Source organism: Acidovorax sp. GW821-FHT09A11, assembly GCF_059418365.1.
Genome location: NZ_JBWKPS010000001.1, coordinates 72757 through 90257 on the forward strand (window position 1 = coordinate 72757; position 17501 = coordinate 90257).

Below are 17501 nucleotides of genomic sequence, written 5' to 3' on the forward strand. Positions count from 1 at the left end.
GGCACGAAGTGACGAACCCTGGCCCGCCGGGACTACGCGCTGACGGACGGCGCCGATACCGGTGCCACACCCAGCAACTGGTGCAGCCGTGGGCTGGTGGTGGTGTACTGCAACGCCACCTTGTCGCCCTTGAGCGCCTCGGCGGCGCCAAAGGCGGCGAGAGTGGCCTCGTGGAAGCCGCACAGGATGAGCTTGCGTTTGCCGGGGTAGGTGTTGATGTCGCCCACGGCGTAGATGCCGGGCACACTGGTGCGGAAGGCTTCGGTGTCCACCACCAGCTGTTTGCGGTCCATGGCCAAACCCCAGTCCGCAATGGGCCCGAGGCGGGGCGAGATGCCCAGCACAGCCACCAGCAGGTCCAGCGCCAGGGCGCGGGTGCTGCCATCGGCGTCCACCACCTGCAAGGCGGTCAGCTGGTCGCCAGCGGTTTCAATGCCGGTGATCTGCACGGCCTCGACGTGGATGCGGCCCGCATCGCGCAGTTGCTGCAGGCGCTGCAACAGGGCATCCGGGGCCTGGAACACATCGCGGCGGTGCAGCAGGCTGACGCGGGCGGCCTGGCCTTGTTCGGCCAGTTCCACGGCGCGGGCCACCGCGGGCTCGTCGCCGCCGTGCACCACCACATGGCGCCCGGCCACGTTGGTCGTGGAGGGCAGGTTCTGGTAGTGGACCTGTTTGCCCACAAAGTGCTCGATGCCGTCCACCTTGAGCGTGCGCGGCACAAAGGCACCCACGCCGGCGGCAATGAACACGCTGCGGGCCAGCAGCTGCGCACCTTGCGAGGTTTCGACCAGCAGGCGCCCATCGGTGTGCACGGTGAGTGCGGACACCAGCGTGTTCAGGTGCCACTGCGTCTTGAACGGCGCAATCTGCTGAAGCAGCAGGCCAGCCAGCTCGCTCCCGGTGCACACCGGGATGCCCGGGATGTCGTAGATGGGTTTGTCGCCGTACAGCTCGACGCACTGGCCGCCTGCATGGGGCAGGGCGTCGATCAGGTGGGCGGTGATGCCTTGCAGGCCCAGCTGGAAGGCCTGGAACAGGCCCACGGGACCCGCGCCGATGACGACGGCGTCGGTTTCTTGAATCATGCTCAAGCCACGCGCGCAGCGCCCGAAACTGGCACTGCCAAAGACCTGTGCCACCGTGGAACTGGCTTTGCCAGGCCACTGGTGGCGTCCCCCTTGGGGGATGGCGCGAAGCGACTCAGGGGGGTCACTTGACCAGTTCGTTGACCTTGCCCGGCTTGCCGTTCCACTCGTCGGCGTCGGGCAGCGCGGGCTTGCGCTTGGTGATGCTCTTCCAGCCGTCGGCGAAGGCCAGGTCGGCATTGAGCTTGATGAAGGCGATCTGGTCGGCCGGCAGGTCTTCTTCGGCAAAGATGGCGTTGGCCGGGCACTCAGGGATGCAGACGGCGCAGTCGATGCACTCGTCGGGATCGATGACGAGCATGTTCGGGCCTTCGCGGAAGCAGTCCACGGGGCACACGTCCACACAATCGGTGTACTTGCACTTGATGCAGTTTTCGGAGACGACGTGGGTCATGACAAAGGTTGTGTGGGTCGGTGAAAACCCTCAATTTTAGAAGCTTTCACCGACCTTTGGTTACAGGGCCCCTTCCCCGGATGGGGTGACTTGGGGGGTGGCGCTGATCTGGATCAGTTGACCAGCACGGCGCCAGCGGTTTTGTGGCTCGCGGTGTCCACCAGGATCAGCGATCCGAGCACCCGGGCCTTGCCGAAGGCTGCGGCGGGGATCGGCTCCTGCAGCAGCAGGTCCACATGGCCGATGGCGTTGGGGTCGAGCTGCGTGGCGGCTTCCTCGGCCAGCGTGTGGATGTTGAGCTTGTGCACCACGGCCTTCACCTTGGCCTTGACCCAGCGGTGGCCGTGCAGCGCCCAGTACACGCGGCCGGCGACCAGGGGTTCGTCATCCATCCAGGCCACGGTGGTGCGCAGCTCGCGGCTGGCGGGCCATGCGGGCACGCTGGCCGGCGTGTCGAAGTCGTCCTCGGCGGGGGTGGCCGCGGGCGCGGCCAGAATCCAGTCGCCGCGCGAGACGTCCACCTCGCGGTCGAGGATGAAACCGGCGCTGGTGCCAGCGGGCACGTCGGTGGGGCGGCGGGCATGGTCCAGCACCTGGGCCACGGTGGCCAGCTGGCCGCTGGGGAAGATCTGCACCGGCGTGCCGGGGGTGACATTGCCCGAGGCCACACGGCCCCAGAACACGCGGCGGCCTTGGGATGTGTCGGACGAGGACGAGAACTTCTCGACCCACTGCACCGGGAAGGCCAGGGGCAGCGCCGTGTCGGGGGGCGTGTTGGGCAGGGCTTCGAGCACCTGCAGCAGCGTGGGGCCCTCGTAGCCGCACCAGCCCGCGTGGGCGTCCACCACGTTCCAGCCCTTGAGCGCCGACACGGGCACCGTCGCACGCACGGCGATGCCGGCGGCCTGGGCAAACGTCGCCAGCGCGCCCTGGATGTGCTTCCAGGCGAGGGCGGGGTCTTCCACCGCGTCGAGCTTGTTCACGGCGAACACCAGCGAATGCACGCGCAGCAGGTGGGCCAGCAGGCTGTGGCGGCGGGTTTGCGGCAGCAGGGCGAGGTCGGCGTTCTTCCAGTTGAGCTTAGTGGCATCGACCAGCACCACGGCCGCGTCGGCGCTGCTGGCGGCCGTGACCATGTTGCGGGTGTACTGCTCGTGGCCGGGCGCGTCGCCGATGATGAACTTGCGCTCTTCGGTGGCGAAGTAGCGGTAGGCCACGTCGATGGTGATGCCTTGCTCGCGCTCCGCGCTGAGGCCGTCGGTCAGCAGGGCCAGGTCGGTTTCGCCCTGGCGCTGTACGCCGGCAAGGTGGTCCTGCAGCACGGCCTTGCTGTCCACCAGCAGGCGGCCGATCAATGTGCTCTTGCCATCGTCCACCGAGCCGCAGGTGATGAACTTCAGGGCGGAAATGTGGTCATTTTGGCCGCCAGCGCTTGATGCATAAGCGCTAGTAGCTATCGAATTCATAGTGGTCATCAGAAGTACCCGTCTTTCTTGCGCTTTTCCATCGAGGCGTCGCTGGTCTTGTCATCCATGCGCGTCGCGCCGCGCTCGCTCACGTCGGCGGCCAGGGTCTCGATCACGATGTCGGCGGCCGTGGCCGCCGTGCTCTCCACCGGTGCGGTGCAGGTGATGTCGCCCACCGTGCGAAAACGCACGTCGCGCGTCTGCACCGTCTCGCCCTCGCGCGGCGGGGTCAGCTCGGTCACCGGCATCAGGAGGCCCTTGCGGTCCACCACCTGTCGCTTGTGCGTGTAGTAGATGCTGGGCAGCGCGATGCTCTCGCGGTCGATGTACTGCCACACGTCGAGTTCGGTCCAGTTGCTGATGGGGAACACGCGGAAGTGTTCGCCGGGCTGCAGGCGGGTGTTGAACAGGGTCCACAGCTCGGGGCGCTGGGCCTTGGGCTGCCACTGGCCGAAGCTGTCGCGGTGCGAGAAGATGCGCTCCTTGGCGCGGGCCTTTTCCTCGTCGCGGCGGGCGCCGCCGATGAGCGCGTCGAAGCGGAATTCCTCGATCGCTTCGAGCAGCGTGACCGACTGGTGCACGTTGCGCGATTCGCCGGGGTGGGCCAGGCGCACGGTGCCGCGCGCCATCGAGTCCTCGACGCTGCGCACGATGAGTTCGGCGCCCAGCTCCTTGGCGCGGAAGTCGCGGAAGTCCGTCACCTCGGGGAAGTTGTGGCCCGTGTCGATCATGAGCAGCGGGTAGGGAATGCCGCCGCCGCTGGCCTTGGTGCCAAACGCTTTTTCGGCGCACTTGAGCATGACCAGCGAATCCTTGCCGCCCGAGAACAGCAGGGTGGGGCGCTCGAAGGCGGCGGCGACCTCGCGCAGGATGAAGATGGTTTCCTCTTCCAGGGCGTCGAGGTGCGAATTGTTCAGGTGGTGGCTCATGTTGTTGGTCTTTTTCTCAAGCAGCGCTGAGTCGGTGCGTGCGTTCATGGTCGGGTGCTCTCGGTCATCAGTTCAAAGGCTGCGGCGCATGCCACTGGCGCACTCGAGACCAGTGCACCCGTGGAACCGGCTTTGCCGGGCCACCGGGCGTGTCCCCCTCCCGCGCAGCGAGAGAGGGGGAAGACGCGAAGCGGCTCAGGGGGAGTCATTTTCGAGGTCAATGCGCGATGTGCAGGCCGCACTCGCGGTTCTCTTCGCCCTTGGTCGGGTCCACATAGTCGAAGTTGTTGGGCAGGCCGTGCTGGACGCAGTATTCGTGCAGATCCTTGGACGACCAGTGCAGCAGCGGCGCCACCTTGATCAGGCCATCAGGGTTGATGCTGACCGGGTCCATCTGCGCGCGCACGGCGGTGTCGGTGGCACGCAGTGCGGTGAACCACACCTTGGGGGCTGTCTCGCGCAAGGCGCGGGCGAAGGGCTCGAGCTTCACTTCTTCGGTGAACGCGGCGTGGCGGGGGTCGTCCAGGGCAGGCGTTGCGCCCTCCACGGCCTCGCGGTGCGCGCGCGAGCGGCGCGGCAGGTAGATCTTGAGGTTCAGGCCCAGCTGCTGGGTCACCTCGTCGGCAAAGCGGTAGGTGGCTTCGGTGTTGTAGCCGTTGTCCATCCAGACCACCGGCACATCGGGGTTCACTGCGGACACCATGTGCAGGATCACCGCCTCGAACGGGCGGAAGTTGGTGGTGACGATGGGGCTCTGGCCCAGGCCCAGTGCCCAGGCGACGAGGCCTTCGGCGTTGCGGCCCAGGTCGGCATTGACGCGTGCGAGATCGAATTGGCTCATGGTGGGGTGCTCGTGGGTGTGCGTACCAGCGCTGCGGGTCTGGCTCAGGCGGCAGCCTTGTCGGCAAAGAGAGGCTGCGGGTGCACCGCGTCGCCCTGGTAGAAGCCGGGGAACATCTCGAACTGGCGCTGCGCATCGGCCGGGTCCACGCCATCGCGCAGCACGGCCGACGAAAAGCCCGTGCGCTGCATCTGCACCAGCTGGTCGATCAGCACGTCGCCCGTGGCGCGGATGTCGCCCGCAAAGCCGCGGCGGCGGCGCAGCAAGAAGGCCTGGCTGAACGCGCGGCCATCGGTGAAGCTGGGGAAATGCAGGTCCACGCGCTCGACGCCGTCGAGCGGCAGGGCCAGTGCATCGGCATCGTTGGCCAGCGCCACGGCGCGGGCATCGCCCTCTGCGGGCGGCTGGTGGTCTTGGGAGGCAAGAATTTTCATGGGTCTTATCAGGGCGTGGCGGCTGGCGATCAGGCCGTGGCCAGCTCTTCCTTGGCGGGGTGGCGGGCAGTCTTGGCGGCTTCCTTGAAGGGGTCCAGGCCGGTGCGGCGCACGGTATTCTGAAAGCTCTCGCCGCTTTCGCGCAGGCTGCGGTAGGTGGTGAGCACGGCTTCGATCACGTCGGGCACTTCGGCGGCCGAGAACGAAGGGCCGATCACCTTGCCGGCCACGGCGGCGCCCGACAGGTCGGAGCCGTCGGAGCCGCCGAGCGTGACCTGGTACCACTCCTTGCCGTCCTTGTCGACGCCCAGGATGCCGATGTGGCCGCTGTGGTGGTGGCCGCAGCTGTTGATGCAGCCGCTGATGTGCAGGTCGATCTCGCCGATGTCGTCGAGCTCGTCCAGGTCCTGGTAGCGCTGGGTGATGGCCTCGGCGATCGGCAGCGAGCGGGCGTTGGCCAGCGCGCAGAAGTCGCCGCCGGGGCAGGCGATCATGTCGGTGAGCAGCTGCACGTTGGCGCTGGCCAGGCCCAGGGCCTTGGCCTCTTGCCACAGCTCGAACAGGCGGCTGGCATGCACCCAGGGCAGCACCACGTTCTGGTCGTGCGTCACGCGGGCTTCGCCGGCGGAATATTTGTCCACCAGGTCGGCCACGGCGATCAGCTGCTCGCTGGTCGCGTCGCCCGGCGACTGGCCGGGGCGCTTGAACGACAGCGTCACGGCGCGCAGCTGCGGGTTCTGGTGCGCGTGCACGTTGCGCTTGAGCCAGCGGCCAAACATCACATGCTCTGCCGCCTGTGCGTCCAGCGACGCCTGCAAGGCTGCGGGGGCCACGTCGGCAATGTCGGCCAGCTTGGGTGGCACAAAGCAGGCGGCCACGCGGTCGAACTCGGCCTGGGGCACGGTGTGCGGGCCGCCGTCGATCTCCATGATCTGGCGGTACTCTTCTTCCACATCGTCGATGTACTGCTGGCCTTCGGACTTGACCAGGATCTTGATGCGGGCCTTGTACTTGTTGTCGCGGCGGCCGTGCTCGTTGTACACGCGCACGATGGCCTCGATGTAATTCATGATCTGATTCCAGGGCAGGAACTCGCGGATCACCGTGCCGATCACGGGCGTGCGGCCCATGCCGCCGCCCACGAAGACCTTGAAGCCGATCTCGCCCGCCTCGTTCTTGACGAGGTGCAGGCCCACGTCGTGCCAGCCGGTGGCGGCGCGGTCGTCCTTGGCGCCGCTGATGGCGATCTTGAACTTGCGCGGCAGGAACGCGAACTCGGGGTGCAGCGTGGTCCACTGGCGGATGATTTCCGCGTAGGGGCGCGGGTCCACGATCTCATCCACGGCGACGCCGGCCAGTGCGTCGGTGGTGGTGTTGCGGATGCAGTTGCCGCTGGTCTGGATGCCGTGCATGTCCACGGTGGCCAGCAGGTCCATCACGTCAGCGCTCTTGGACAGCGGAATCCAGTTGAACTGCACATTGGTGCGCGTGGTGAAGTGGGCGCAGTTCTTGGGCAGGAAGGTGGTGCCCAGCAGGCCCTGGCCTTCCATGGCGGCCTTGAACACGGCCGCTTCGGGCTCGTCGTACTCGCGGGCGATGGTGGCCAGCACGCGCAGCTGGCGGCTGGCGATCTCGCCGTAGGGCACGGCCACGCGCAGCATGGGGGCGTAGCGCTGCACGTACCAGCCGTTTTGCAGGCGCAGGGGGCGGAAGTCGTCCTCGGCCAGTTTGCCGGCCTGCCAGCGGTTGAGCTGGTCGCGGAACTGGCGGGCGCGCTGCTTGACGAACGTCTTGTCGAAGGGTGTGTATTGATACATCGTGGACCAATCAGATCATTATTAATTTGGCGCCTGCCCAGGCCAGCAGGAGGGACAGCGCGGAGCGGATCAGGCGCTCGGGGGTGCGGGTGACCAGGCGCGAGCCCAGCCAGATGCCCGGCAACGAGCCAGCCAGCAATTGTGCAAGCAAAGGCCAGTCCACCGAACCCAGCGTGGCATGGCCCAGACCCGCCACCAGGGTCAATGGCACGGCATAGGCGATGTCGGCACCGATCACGCGGGGCAGGGGTAGCAGAGGGTAGACCAGCAGCAGCACCGTGACGCCGATGGCGCCCGCGCCCACCGAGGTGAAGGTGACCAGCGTGCCGATCACGGCGCCCAGCAGCACGGGCAGGCTCCAGTGGCGGGGGCGGGTGGATTGCTCGGTGCTGGCCTGGCGCTTGGCATGGTCGGCCGCCTGGCGCTGGCGCGAGAAGGCCACCACCTTGTACAGCGTGGCCGCGGCTGTCAACAGCAGCGCGAAACCGAGCGTGGTCGTCATGATCCGCTGCGCCTGGGCACTGGCGGGGCCCAGGACCTTGAGCGCCCACAGCGCCAGCAGCGCGGCCGGAATGCTGCCCGCGCACAGCTGGGCCACCACGCGCCAGGGCACCAGGCGCTGGCGCGCCATGCTCACGGTGCCGCCCATCTTGGTGAATGCGGCAAACAGCAGGTCGGTGCCGATGGCCAGGTGGGGCTTCACGCCGAAGAAAAAGATCAGCACGGGGGTCATCAGCGAGCCGCCGCCGACCCCGGTCAGGCCCACGATGAACCCGACCGCAAAGCCTGCGAAGACAAACACCAATTCATGCATAGGGTGCGAATGTAGGATGCTCGCTTATGGATGCAAACTATTGTTTCGTCCTTCCAATATGCCTATTTGCTTATAAGCAAGGATTGGCGCGGGTTTCCACGGGGTAAGCCGCCGTGATTCCCGGTCACGAAGCTGTTACAGGCCCGCTACAACCGTTCGCTGCCCAGCGCTTTGGCGAGTTTCGTGTCGATGGGCAGGGGTTCTCCCTGCAGGCGGGCGGCCAGCAGTTCGCCGCACAGAAGCGCCAGGGTCAGCCCGCGCGCGCCCATCGCTGTGCAGGCCCAGAGCCCGGGCAGCGCCTCGGCGTCGACGGGACCCACGATCGGCAGCCGGTCGGGCGCGGTGCAGCGCACGGCGGCCCAGGCGTGCAGGGGGCCGGGCGCAGCCTCCGCCGCCTGCGGTGCGGCGGCAAAGGCCGCGCGCAGCACAGGGGCCGTTTGGGGCAGCAGCGCCTGGAGCTTGGCCCAGTTGGCCGCGTGGGCCGCCTGGACGTCGGCCCCGGACGGAGGCAGGGTATCCACATCGCGCTCGAAGGTGGAGCCCATCACCCACGCAGCCGGGCCGCACGGGCCGTCACCCAGCGGAAAGCGGGGCACCAGGTTGCCGTTGCCGTTCACGGGAAAAGGCACCCCGGGCCCGGGGCCTGCCTGGTGCTCGCCCCAGGACACCTGCCCGCGCACGGGCTGCAGGGGCCATCGGTGTTCCAGCAGCATCGCACTGCCCGCGCCCGCGGCAATGACGATGGTGGGCGCCTGGGCGAGCACCTGGCCCCGGGCGTCCAGCGCCTGCCAGACGGGCGCCGCGCCGGCGGCCTCCACACGCCGCAGGCGGGCCACCTCGCAGTGGCCCTGCCAGTGGATGCCGGGTTGCGCGAGCAGGGCGGCCGCCATGCGCGCGGGGCGTATCCAGCCCCCCTGGCTGTGCCAGCACGCGGTGGTTTCGCGGCCCAGGCCCGCGGCGGCCAGCGTTGCCGGCGGGGCCGGCTCGCTCCAGTCCACGCCGGACCCCTGGCCCCAGCTGGCGGCCAGCCCGGGGGTGCCGTCGGTGCGGTGCTCCAGCACGCCGCAGGCCAACCAGTCGGTGCCTTCGCGCAGCAGCCATCGGGCTTGCTGCAGGGTGGTGCGCACGCCGCTGCGCGACAGGCGCGACAGCACGCTGTCGTCCGGCGACACATGGGGCGCGAACACCCCCGCCGGCAGGCCCGAGGCCCCGGCGGCGGGTTCGGCGGCGCTGTCCAGCACCCGCACCTGCCAGCCCCGGCGCGCCAGGCTGGCCGCGCTGGCCGCGCCGGCGATGCCCCCGCCGATCACGATGCAATCGCCGGGCAGCGCGGGTTCGGGCTGTGCGCGGGGGGCGGTGCGCGGCTCCCAGTGGGGGGCGTACTGGGCGTGCAGGTTGTCGCGCTTGGGCGGCACGCCCGGGACACGGGCCACCGCGAAGCCGCACTGGGTGAGCGCGTCGCGCACCGCGCGCGCGATGGTCCAGGTGGACAGGCGGGTGCCGCGCTGGCAGCAGCGTGCCACGGCCTTCAGGGTGTGCAGGTCCCAGATCCCGGGGTTGCGCTGCGGGCTGAAACCGTCGAGGTAGATGGAATCCACCGTCAGCTGCTGCTGGCGCAGCACGGTCTGTGTATCGCCCACACACAGCGTGAGCAGCACCCGGCCTCCGTCGAACCGCAGCCGGTGCACCCCGGGCAGCAGGCCCCACCATTGGCGATGAAGCTCCTGCGCCAAGGGGGCCAGCTCGGGGTGGGCCGTGGTGGCGCGCAGCAGGTCGGCCGCGCTCACGGGCCAGGCCTCGGTCGACACGAAGTGCAGCAGGGTGGGGCGTGCGGGGTCAGCCCGCCAGGCGGCCCAGGTCACCAGGAAGTTCAGCCCGAAGCCGAACCCCGTTTCCAGAATGCGCCATTGCGGCTGCCCCGCCCAGGCGCCAGGCAGGCCGCAGCCCTGCAGGAAAACGCGGCGGGCCTGGTCCAGGCCGCCATTTTCACTGTGGTAGCGGTCACCAAAACGGGGGCTGTAGGGGGTGCCGTCCGGCAGCCAGTCAACAGGCTCGGAGATGACGCACCCCCTGAGTCGCTTCGCGCCGTCCCCCTCTCTCACGCTTCGCGTGGGAGGGGGCCGCAGCCAGCGGCCTGGCAAATCCAGTTCCGCGGCTACCTCGTCCGGGCAGCGCCAGTTTCATGGGCTGCGGGTGGTCGGTAATGCTACGGAAAACTGACATGGAGGCTCATGCGCTCGGTGGGACGTAGCCCGCTGCGGCATCCGCACCACCGCCGAAAAAGTGGTTTTGGCGAAACCACTTTTTGCAGCGCTGCATTTCGCTGCGCTTCATTGCGCGCTGGGCGGGACATATCCCGCCGCGGCGTCTGCGCCACCGCCAAAGAAATGGTTTTCCATCTGGCGGGCCAGGTACTGGCGGGCACGCGCGTCGGCCAGATTGAGGCGGTTTTCATTGACCAGCATGGTCTGGTGCTTGAGCCAGCCTGCCCAGGCTTCCTTGCTCACGTTTTCCCAGATGCGTTTGCCCAGCTCGCCGGGGTAGGGCGGAAAGTCGAGGCCCTCTGCTTCCTTGCCGAGCTTGATGCATTGAACGGTGCGTGCCATGGGGTTCCTTGTTGATGGGTGGAGTCTGCCGCAGCGCAAAGGGCTGCTCAGATGATTTGGATATAAAGAACTGAAATCTCAGTAGTTCCAGTTTTGAAGAGGGTCTTCCAGAATGCGTTTCATCGGTGAGTTGCACCGTTTTGCATTCGAAAAAAAGAGGCTCCCTATGAACTTTCGCCGCGACTTTATCAAGTTTCCCTTCGCCGCCGCCCTGGCGGGGAGTTTGGCCCTGACGGCATTGCCGTCGTTTGCGCAGTCCGTGACGCTGCTCAATGTCTCGTACGACCCGACGCGCGAGCTGTATGTGGATTTCAACCAGGCGTTCGCCAAGCACTGGAAGGCCAAGACCGGCCAGGACGTGACCGTCAAGCAAAGCCACGGCGGCTCGGGCAAGCAGGCGCGCTCCATCATCGACGGGCTGGACGCCGACGTGGCCACCCTGGCACTGGCCGGCGACACCGACGCGCTGCATACCAACGGCGGCTGGATCCCCAAGGACTGGCAAAAGCGCCTGCCCCATAACAGCTCGCCCTACACCTCGACCATCGTGCTGGTGGTGCGCCAGGGCAACCCCAAGGGCATCAAGGACTGGGACGACCTCGTCAAGCCCGGCATCAGCGTGATCACGCCCAACCCCAAGACCTCGGGCGGCGCCCGCTGGAACTATCTGGCCGCCTGGGAGTTCGCCAAGCGCAAGAACGGGGGCAGCGATGCCAAGGCGAAAGACTTCGTGGCCAAGCTGTACGGCAACGTGCCCGTGCTGGACACCGGCGCACGTGGCTCCACCATCACGTTTGCCCAGCGCAACCAGGGCGACGTGCTGATCGCCTGGGAGAACGAGGCCTACCTGCTGGAAAAGGAATTCGGCACCAAGTTCGACGTGATCGCGCCCTCGATCTCCATCCTGGCCGAGCCCGCCGTGACGGTGGTGGACAAGAACGTGGACAAGAAGGGCACGCGCGCCGTGGCCGAGGCCTACCTGCAGTACCTGTACACCGAAGAAGGCCAGGACATCGCCGGCAAGCACTTCTACCGCCCCGCCGTGTCGGACAAGGCCAAGGCCAAGTACGCCAAGCAGTTCCCCAAGCTGAACCTGTTCACCATCAACGACGCGTTCGGTGGCTGGGACAAGGCGGCCAAGGAGCACTTTGCCGACAACGCCAGCTTCGACCAGATCTACACCAAAAAATAGGCTCACCCCGAAGCGGCCTTCGGCCGCCTCCCTTCAAGGGGCGCCACCCGTGGCCCGGCGAAGCCGGATCCACGGTGGCGCTGGCCAAGTCACGCCCTCTGGAAACACATTTCATGTCCGCTCTTCTCATCGCCGGCAGCCCCTCCGAGCGTTCCCGCTCCGCCGCCCTGCTGGATGCTGTGGCCCAGCGCCTGTCGGTGCGCGGCGCGCTGGTGGACCGCATCCATATCCGCGACCTGTCGCCCCAGGCCTTGCTGCTGGCCGACTTCGGCCATCCCACCGTGGTGGGCGCTGTCGACCAGGTGGCCCGGGCCAGCGTGCTGGTGGTGGCCACGCCGGTTTACAAGGCGGCCTACAGCGGCGTGCTCAAGGTGTTCCTGGACCTGCTGCCGCAGACGGCGCTCAAGGGCAAGATCGTGTTGCCCCTGGCCACCGGCGGCAGCCCGCACCACATGCTGGCGCTGGACTACGCGCTGCGCCCCGTGCTGCAGTCGCTGGGTGCCAAGAGCATCCTGCCGGGCATCTATGCCACCGATGCGCAGGTCACGCTGACGCCCGAGGGCGCCTACCACCTGAACGACGACATCGCCACGCGGCTGGACGATGCGGTCAACGTGCTCGTGACCGAGACGCTGCGCCCGTTCCCTGCCCAGGCCACGCGGTTCGCGCCGGTGCATTTCTCGCAGGTGCGATGTAGCGTCTGACGGGCCCCGCCCGCACATCCGCAGCGGTGGGGTGCCGCGGCCCGGCTGGGCTCCCCCATTTTTCGTTTCCCTCTTTCGATGGCCCCGCTGCCCGCAGCGGTGGGCAGGGCGGAGCACTGCCCGGTTCAGACGCCCCCTTTTTTTCATGATTCAAAGGACATTCACCATGAGCACACTGACACGCGACGGCGCAGCCAGCTCAGACCGCGCCCACGATGCCCCGCCCGCCGGCGGGCTGGCCGCCCTGCGCAACATGTTCATCGGCTTCGTGGTCTTCACCGCGTTCGTGCTGATCGCCGCCTTCCTGCTGGCGCAGCCGGTGCATGCCCAGACCAGGGGCGAGCTGCGGATTGGCTACCAGAAGTCGGCCAGCCTGTTCGTGCTGCAAAAAGCGGCGGGCACGCTGGAGAAGAAGCTCGCTCCCCTGGGCTTCGGCGTGAAGTGGGTCGAGTTTCCGGCTGGCCCCCAGCTGCTGGAAGGCCTGAACGTGGGCGCCGTGGACGTGGGCTATGTGGGCGAGGCGCCGCCCATCTTCGGCCAGGCCGCTGGCGCCAAGTTCGTCTACTTCGGGCACGACCCCGCCGCGCCGCGCGCCGAGGCCATCCTGGTGGCCAAGGACTCGTCCATCAAGTCGGTGGCCGACCTCAAGGGCAAGAAGGTCGCGCTCAACAAGGGCAGCAACGTGCACTACCTGCTGGTCAGGCAGCTCGAGAAGAACGGCCTCAAGCTCTCCGACATCCAGCCCGTGTACCTGGCCCCGGCCGACGGCCGCGCCGCGTTCGAGAGCAAGAACGTGGATGCCTGGGTGATCTGGGACCCGTTCCAGGCCGCCGCAGAGAAAGCCACTGGCGCCCGCGTGCTGGCCGACGGCACGGGCGGCGTGGTCAACAACTACCAGTACTACCTGGGTGCCCGCGACTTCGTCACCAGGAACCCCAAGGTGGTCGCGGCACTGTTCGAGGACTCGGTGGCCCAAGGCATCTGGCTCAAGAAGAACCTGCGCCAGGCCGCAGAGCTGATCGCGCCGCTGCAAGGCCTGCCGGTGGACGTGGTCGAGCTGGCGCTGCAGCGCTACGAATTCAACGTCAAGCCCATCACGCCCGATGTCGCGGCCGACCAGCAAAAGATCGCCGACACGTTCTTCGAACTGAAGCTGATCCCCAAGGCCATCAAGGTGAGCGACGCAGTGGTGCTCGGCGCCCAGCCCTGATGCCCCGGCCCATTGCATACGCATCCATCTTCAGAAGAACACCATGACGACTTCGATCTCCCTGTCCCGCCGCCGCCTCGTCCAGGGTGCGGCCAGCGCAGTCGCGCTGCCGGCCTTCGGCGCGTTGGCGCAAACCCCTGCCCGTGAGTTCCGCATCGGCCACCAGAAGGGCTTCCTGAGCCTTCTCAAGGGCCGCGGCACGCTCGAAAAGCGTCTGACCCCGCTGGGTGTCTCCATCAAATGGACCGAGTTCACGGCCGGCCCCGTGCAGCTGGAGGCACTGAACGTCGGCTCCATCGACTTCGGCGACGTGGGCGAAGCCCCCCCGATCTTCGCGCAGGCCGCGGGCGCCCCGCTGGCCTATGTGGCCGCCACCGTGCCCCGTCCCAAGGCCGAGAGCGTGCTGCTGCCCAAGGGCTCGCCCATCAAGACCGTGGCCGACCTCAAGGGCAAGAAGATTGCGCTCAACAAGGGCAGCAACGTGCACTACTTCCTGGTCAAGCTGCTCGAGAAGAACGGCCTGAAATATGCGGACGTGAACGTGGTCTTCCTGCCCCCGGCCGATGCACGCGCCGCATTCGAAAAAGGTTCCATCGACGCCTGGGTGATCTGGGACCCGTTTGCCGCTGCCGCCGAAAAGACGCTGGACGCCCGCCTGCTGGCCGACGCCACCGGCGTGGTGGGCAACCGCGCCTACTACTTCTCGTCGCTGCAGTACGCCGACAAGAACACCGACGTGCTGCGCATCGCCATCGAAGAGATCAACAAGATCGACATCTGGGCCAAGGTCAACCGCGACCTGCTGGCGGCCGAACTGGCCCCGCTGTTCGGCATCCCCAAGCCCGTGCTCGATTTGTCCACGTCGCGTGCCGAGTACGGCACGGGCCCGGTCACACCCGAGATCCTGGCCGAACAGCAAAGGATCGCCGACACCTTCTTCGACTTGAAGCTGATTCCCCGGCGGATCCAGGTGCGCGACGTGGCGCGCTCGCCGTGGTAGAGGCCGGGGTGCACCCCCTGAGCCGCTTCGCGTCTTCCCCCTCTCCTGCGGGAGGGGGACGCACCCGGTGGCCTGGCAGAGCCAGTTCCACGGGTGCACTGGCCTGGGCCGCGCCAGTTTTGAACGCCATGCGTCACACAGTCCGCCGCAATTGAAACCAAGGAGCCCTGACATGCCCAACGCTTTCGCAAACCCTGTCCACGACGCAGCACGCCGCGTGCTGCGCACCACGGCCAACGCCTGGCGCCTGAAGGCGCCGGCGCGCAGGCTGGTCCGCACGCGCAACCGTGTGCAGGCCGGTGTGCGTGCCGATGTGGCGGCGGGGGGCATGCGGGCCTGTCCATTGCGTTTCGGCTTTTCGCTGGCGGGCTACGGCCTGGCCTTCTCCTATTGATGACCCCCACACGGCAAAGCGACACCATGAAAATCTACTGGTTCATTCCCACCCACGGCGACAGCCGCTACCTTGGCACAGCCAGGGGCGCGCGCCAGCTCAGCCTCGAGTACCTGCAGCAGGTGGCAGTGGCCGCCGACAGCCTGGGCTACGAAGGAGTGCTCATTCCCACCGGCCGTTCGTGCGAAGACCCGTGGGTGATCGCATCGAGCCTGCTGGCGGTCACGAAGAAGCTCAAGTTCCTGGTAGCGGTGCGCCCCGGCCTGCACCAGCCTGCGCTGGCCGCGCGCATGGCCGCCACCTTCGACCGCCTGTCGGGCGGGCGTCTGCTCATCAACCTGGTGACGGGTGGCGACCGGGCTGAGCTGGAAGGCGATGGCGTGTTCCTGGACCACGCCACGCGCTATGAGCAGTCGGCCGAGTTCATCCGCATCTGGCGCGAGATTCTCACGCGCAGCCACCGGGGCGAGACCTTCGACTACGAGGGCAAGCACCTGTCCGTCAAGGGCGCCAAGCTGCTGTTCCCGCCGCTGCAGGAGCCGCACCCTCCGGTGTACTTCGGCGGCTCGTCCGACGCAGCGCACGACCTGGCGGCCGAGCAGGTCGAGACCTACCTCACCTGGGGCGAGCCCCCGGCCGAAGTCGCCAGGAAGGTGGCCGACGTGCGCGCCCGTGCCGCCAAACACGGCCGCACCGTGAAATTCGGCATCCGCCTGCACGTCATCGTGCGCGAGACCGAGGCGCAGGCCTGGGCCGCGGCTGAAGAACTCATCAGCCATGTGGACGACGAAACCGTGGAGCGTGCGCAGTCGGTCTTTGCGCGCATGGACTCCGAAGGCCAGCGCCGCATGGCCGCGCTGCATGCCGGGGGTGTGAAGCGCAGCCGCGCAGACCTGGAGATCAGCCCCAACCTGTGGGCCGGCGTGGGCCTGGTGCGCGGTGGCGCGGGCACGGCGCTGGTCGGCGACCCCGAGACGGTGGCCGCCCGCATCACCGAATACGCGAATCTGGGGCTCGACCACTTCGTGCTGTCGGGCTATCCGCACCTGGAAGAAGCCTACCGCTTCGCTGAACTGGTGTTCCCGCTGCTGCCGCTGGGCGTGCGCGAGAAGCTCGCTGGCGGCAACCCGCTCGGCCCCTTTGGCGAAACCGTGGCCAACGACTTCGTGCCACGTGCGTCGCAAAGCTGAAACCCCTGACAGGAGCCATGCCATGAGCATCCAGTCCATCAACCATGTGCAGCTGGCCTTTCCGGCCGGTGCCGAGGCGCCCATCCGGCGCTTCTATGCCAGCCTGCTGGGGCTGCCCGAAGTGCGCCTGCAGGCGGGCAACACGCTGCGCTTTGCCGCGGGCACGCAGCGCATCGACCTGGTGCCCACCGAGCACTGGCAGCCCGCGCCCGCGGTATCGCACCTGGCCTTCGAGGTGCAGGACCTGCCCGCATTGCGCCACCGCCTGCTGCAGGCCGAACTGGCGCTGGTGGAAAACCGCGCACTGCCCGGCTACCTGCGCTTTTACGTCAAGGACCCGGCGGGCAACCAGCTGGAGTTCTTGGAGCCTGACCACGAACCGGAAATCAACCCATGACACAGACACAGACTGTCCGAGAGCTGCAGGTATCGCCCGTGGCCGACTCCGTCGATCTGCCGATCGAGAGTCCCTTGCTACCCGCGCCGCTGGCCCGCTTCCTTGCCAGCGTTGCGCAGCGCCTGCTGCCCTGGGCCGTGCCCGTGGGGCTGATCGTGCTGTGGCAGATCGCGTCGTCGCAGGGATGGCTCTCCACCCGGGTGCTGCCCGCGCCCCTGGAGGTGATCAAGGCCGCCTGGACGTTGACCGTGTCGGGCGAGCTGTGGACCCATGTCAAGGTGAGCGCGGGCCGCGCGCTCGCGGGCCTGGCGATCGGCGGTGGCCTGGGCCTGCTGCTGGGCCTGCTCACGGGCTCGGTGCGCGTGTTCGAGACCTTGCTCGACTCCACCATCCAGATGGTGCGCAACATCCCCGCGCTGGCGCTGATTCCGCTGGTCATCCTGTGGTTCGGCATCGATGAGTCGGCCAAGCTATTCCTCATCAGCGTGTCGGTGTTCTTCCCGATCTACCTCAACACCTTCCACGGCATCCGCAACGTGGACCCCGGTTTGATCGAGATGGGGCGCACCTATGGCCTCGGCCGCTGGCAGCTGTACAAGCAGATCATCCTGCCCGGCGCGCTCTCCAGCATTCTGGTGGGCCTGCGCTTCTCGCTGGGCCTGATGTGGGTGATCCTGATCGTGGCCGAGACCATCTCGGCTCAGGCGGGCATCGGCTACCTCACGATGAACGCCCGCGAGTTTTTGCAGACCGACATCGTGCTGGTCGGCATCCTGCTGTACGCACTGCTGGGCAAGCTGGCCGATCTGTTCGCCAAGGGCCTGGAGCGCTACTGGCTGCGCTGGCATCCTGGTTATGCAACCCCCTGAGCCGCTGCGCGGCTTCCTCCTTCTCTCTACGCGCTGCGCGCTAGGGGAAGGGGGACGACACCGGCGCGGCGGCGGGGCGGCCCTTGCGCGGCGTCT

The 17501-nt window shown here is 67.6% G+C and carries 18 protein-coding genes; 8 read left to right on the forward strand and 10 right to left on the reverse strand.

The genetic code is table 11. From position 1 onward, the window contains the following. Nucleotides 1-32: 32 nt before the first annotated feature. The 10 genes from AC07PV_RS00330 to AC07PV_RS00375 form a co-directional block, all read right to left on the reverse strand. Nucleotides 33-1088, reverse strand: coding sequence for an NAD(P)/FAD-dependent oxidoreductase (locus AC07PV_RS00330; RefSeq protein ID WP_494629036.1), 1056 nt, complete (start codon nt 1086-1088; stop codon nt 33-35). Nucleotides 1089-1212: 124 nt separating this feature from the next. Then, nucleotides 1213-1542 (reverse strand): ferredoxin FdxA, encoded by a 330-nt coding sequence (fdxA, locus tag AC07PV_RS00335; protein WP_055393870.1) that lies wholly within the window; start codon nt 1540-1542, stop codon nt 1213-1215. Nucleotides 1543-1655: 113 nt separating this feature from the next. Then, the gene (locus tag AC07PV_RS00340; protein ID WP_494629037.1) at nt 1656-3017 is read right to left on the reverse strand and encodes a sulfate adenylyltransferase subunit 1; all 1362 of its coding nucleotides are present in this window, start codon (nt 3015-3017) and stop codon (nt 1656-1658) included. Then, a complete protein-coding gene (cysD, locus tag AC07PV_RS00345) occupies nt 3017-3985 on the reverse strand; it encodes a sulfate adenylyltransferase subunit CysD (RefSeq protein WP_218294603.1) in 969 nt (322 codons plus the stop codon). Before cysD ends, AC07PV_RS00340 begins: the two co-directional genes overlap by 1 nt. Before the next feature lie 169 nt (nt 3986-4154). Continuing rightward, a complete protein-coding gene (locus AC07PV_RS00350) occupies nt 4155-4778 on the reverse strand; it encodes a phosphoadenosine phosphosulfate reductase domain-containing protein (protein WP_218340993.1) in 624 nt (207 codons plus the stop codon). A gap of 44 nt (nt 4779-4822) precedes the next feature. Continuing rightward, complete coding sequence (locus tag AC07PV_RS00355) at nt 4823-5212, reverse strand: DUF934 domain-containing protein (RefSeq protein WP_218294605.1); 390 nt, start codon at nt 5210-5212, stop codon at nt 4823-4825. A 29-nt stretch (nt 5213-5241) separates the two neighbouring features. Continuing rightward, the gene (locus AC07PV_RS00360) at nt 5242-7029 is read right to left on the reverse strand and encodes a nitrite/sulfite reductase (protein WP_218340994.1); all 1788 of its coding nucleotides are present in this window, start codon (nt 7027-7029) and stop codon (nt 5242-5244) included. Nucleotides 7030-7039: 10 nt separating this feature from the next. Further along, nucleotides 7040-7843, reverse strand: coding sequence for a sulfite exporter TauE/SafE family protein (locus tag AC07PV_RS00365; protein WP_218340995.1), 804 nt, complete (start codon nt 7841-7843; stop codon nt 7040-7042). Between the two features lie 146 nt (nt 7844-7989). Then, nucleotides 7990-9903 carry a bifunctional tRNA (5-methylaminomethyl-2-thiouridine)(34)-methyltransferase MnmC2/FAD-dependent 5-carboxymethylaminomethyl-2-thiouridine(34) oxidoreductase MnmC1 gene (gene mnmC, locus AC07PV_RS00370; protein ID WP_494629464.1) on the reverse strand — a complete coding sequence of 638 codons (1914 nt, stop codon included), beginning with the start codon at nt 9901-9903 and terminating at the stop codon, nt 7990-7992. A 270-nt stretch (nt 9904-10173) separates the two neighbouring features. After that, on the reverse strand, nt 10174-10449 hold the full coding sequence (locus AC07PV_RS00375) for an oxidative damage protection protein (protein ID WP_218294608.1): 276 nt from the start codon (nt 10447-10449) through the stop codon (nt 10174-10176). Nucleotides 10450-10615: 166 nt separating this feature from the next. Between AC07PV_RS00375 and AC07PV_RS00380 the strand changes: the two genes are divergently transcribed. The 8 genes from AC07PV_RS00380 to ssuC all read left to right on the forward strand — a co-directional run bounded on the left by AC07PV_RS00380 (nt 10616) and on the right by ssuC (nt 17405). Beyond that, nucleotides 10616-11641, forward strand: a complete 1026-nt coding sequence (locus tag AC07PV_RS00380; RefSeq protein ID WP_494629039.1) for a sulfate ABC transporter substrate-binding protein — start codon at nt 10616-10618, stop codon at nt 11639-11641. A gap of 113 nt (nt 11642-11754) precedes the next feature. Then, on the forward strand, nt 11755-12345 hold the full coding sequence (gene ssuE, locus AC07PV_RS00385) for an NADPH-dependent FMN reductase (protein ID WP_218294609.1): 591 nt from the start codon (nt 11755-11757) through the stop codon (nt 12343-12345). Between the two features lie 253 nt (nt 12346-12598). Continuing rightward, entirely contained in the window at nt 12599-13555 is a 957-nt protein-coding gene (locus tag AC07PV_RS00390; RefSeq protein WP_494629465.1) for a sulfonate ABC transporter substrate-binding protein, read from the forward strand. Nucleotides 13556-13598: 43 nt separating this feature from the next. Continuing rightward, nucleotides 13599-14555 (forward strand): sulfonate ABC transporter substrate-binding protein, encoded by a 957-nt coding sequence (locus tag AC07PV_RS00395; protein ID WP_494629041.1) that lies wholly within the window; start codon nt 13599-13601, stop codon nt 14553-14555. 172 nt (nt 14556-14727) lie between these two features. Continuing rightward, nucleotides 14728-14949, forward strand: a complete 222-nt coding sequence (locus AC07PV_RS00400) for a hypothetical protein (protein WP_494629043.1) — start codon at nt 14728-14730, stop codon at nt 14947-14949. 26 nt (nt 14950-14975) lie between these two features. Next, nucleotides 14976-16139, forward strand: a complete 1164-nt coding sequence (ssuD, locus tag AC07PV_RS00405; RefSeq protein ID WP_494629045.1) for an FMNH2-dependent alkanesulfonate monooxygenase — start codon at nt 14976-14978, stop codon at nt 16137-16139. A gap of 22 nt (nt 16140-16161) precedes the next feature. Then, nucleotides 16162-16536, forward strand: coding sequence for a VOC family protein (locus AC07PV_RS00410; RefSeq protein WP_218294613.1), 375 nt, complete (start codon nt 16162-16164; stop codon nt 16534-16536). Next, nucleotides 16533-17405 (forward strand): aliphatic sulfonate ABC transporter permease SsuC, encoded by an 873-nt coding sequence (ssuC, locus tag AC07PV_RS00415; RefSeq protein ID WP_218341000.1) that lies wholly within the window; start codon nt 16533-16535, stop codon nt 17403-17405. The genes AC07PV_RS00410 and ssuC overlap by 4 nt, the downstream gene beginning before the upstream one ends. Nucleotides 17406-17501 lie beyond the last annotated feature (96 nt).

What these genes read in the sequence shown, in the direction of transcription:
- AC07PV_RS00330 (WP_494629036.1), bottom strand. Translation starts at nt 1,088, where the DNA reads ATGATTCAAGAAACCGACGCCGTCGTCATCGGCGCGGGTCCCGTGGGC.
- fdxA (WP_055393870.1), bottom strand. Translation starts at nt 1,542, where the DNA reads ATGACCCACGTCGTCTCCGAAAACTGCATCAAGTGCAAGTACACCGAT.
- AC07PV_RS00340 (WP_494629037.1), bottom strand. Translation starts at nt 3,017, where the DNA reads ATGACCACTATGAATTCGATAGCTACTAGCGCTTATGCATCAAGCGCT.
- cysD (WP_218294603.1), bottom strand. Translation starts at nt 3,985, where the DNA reads ATGAACGCACGCACCGACTCAGCGCTGCTTGAGAAAAAGACCAACAAC.
- AC07PV_RS00350 (WP_218340993.1), bottom strand. Translation starts at nt 4,778, where the DNA reads ATGAGCCAATTCGATCTCGCACGCGTCAATGCCGACCTGGGCCGCAAC.
- AC07PV_RS00355 (WP_218294605.1), bottom strand. Translation starts at nt 5,212, where the DNA reads ATGAAAATTCTTGCCTCCCAAGACCACCAGCCGCCCGCAGAGGGCGAT.
- AC07PV_RS00360 (WP_218340994.1), bottom strand. Translation starts at nt 7,029, where the DNA reads ATGTATCAATACACACCCTTCGACAAGACGTTCGTCAAGCAGCGCGCC.
- AC07PV_RS00365 (WP_218340995.1), bottom strand. Translation starts at nt 7,843, where the DNA reads ATGCATGAATTGGTGTTTGTCTTCGCAGGCTTTGCGGTCGGGTTCATC.
- AC07PV_RS00375 (WP_218294608.1), bottom strand. Translation starts at nt 10,449, where the DNA reads ATGGCACGCACCGTTCAATGCATCAAGCTCGGCAAGGAAGCAGAGGGC.
- AC07PV_RS00380 (WP_494629039.1), top strand. Translation starts at nt 10,616, where the DNA reads ATGAACTTTCGCCGCGACTTTATCAAGTTTCCCTTCGCCGCCGCCCTG.
- ssuE (WP_218294609.1), top strand. Translation starts at nt 11,755, where the DNA reads ATGTCCGCTCTTCTCATCGCCGGCAGCCCCTCCGAGCGTTCCCGCTCC.
- AC07PV_RS00390 (WP_494629465.1), top strand. Translation starts at nt 12,599, where the DNA reads ATGTTCATCGGCTTCGTGGTCTTCACCGCGTTCGTGCTGATCGCCGCC.
- AC07PV_RS00395 (WP_494629041.1), top strand. Translation starts at nt 13,599, where the DNA reads ATGACGACTTCGATCTCCCTGTCCCGCCGCCGCCTCGTCCAGGGTGCG.
- AC07PV_RS00400 (WP_494629043.1), top strand. Translation starts at nt 14,728, where the DNA reads ATGCCCAACGCTTTCGCAAACCCTGTCCACGACGCAGCACGCCGCGTG.
- ssuD (WP_494629045.1), top strand. Translation starts at nt 14,976, where the DNA reads ATGAAAATCTACTGGTTCATTCCCACCCACGGCGACAGCCGCTACCTT.
- AC07PV_RS00410 (WP_218294613.1), top strand. Translation starts at nt 16,162, where the DNA reads ATGAGCATCCAGTCCATCAACCATGTGCAGCTGGCCTTTCCGGCCGGT.
- ssuC (WP_218341000.1), top strand. Translation starts at nt 16,533, where the DNA reads ATGACACAGACACAGACTGTCCGAGAGCTGCAGGTATCGCCCGTGGCC.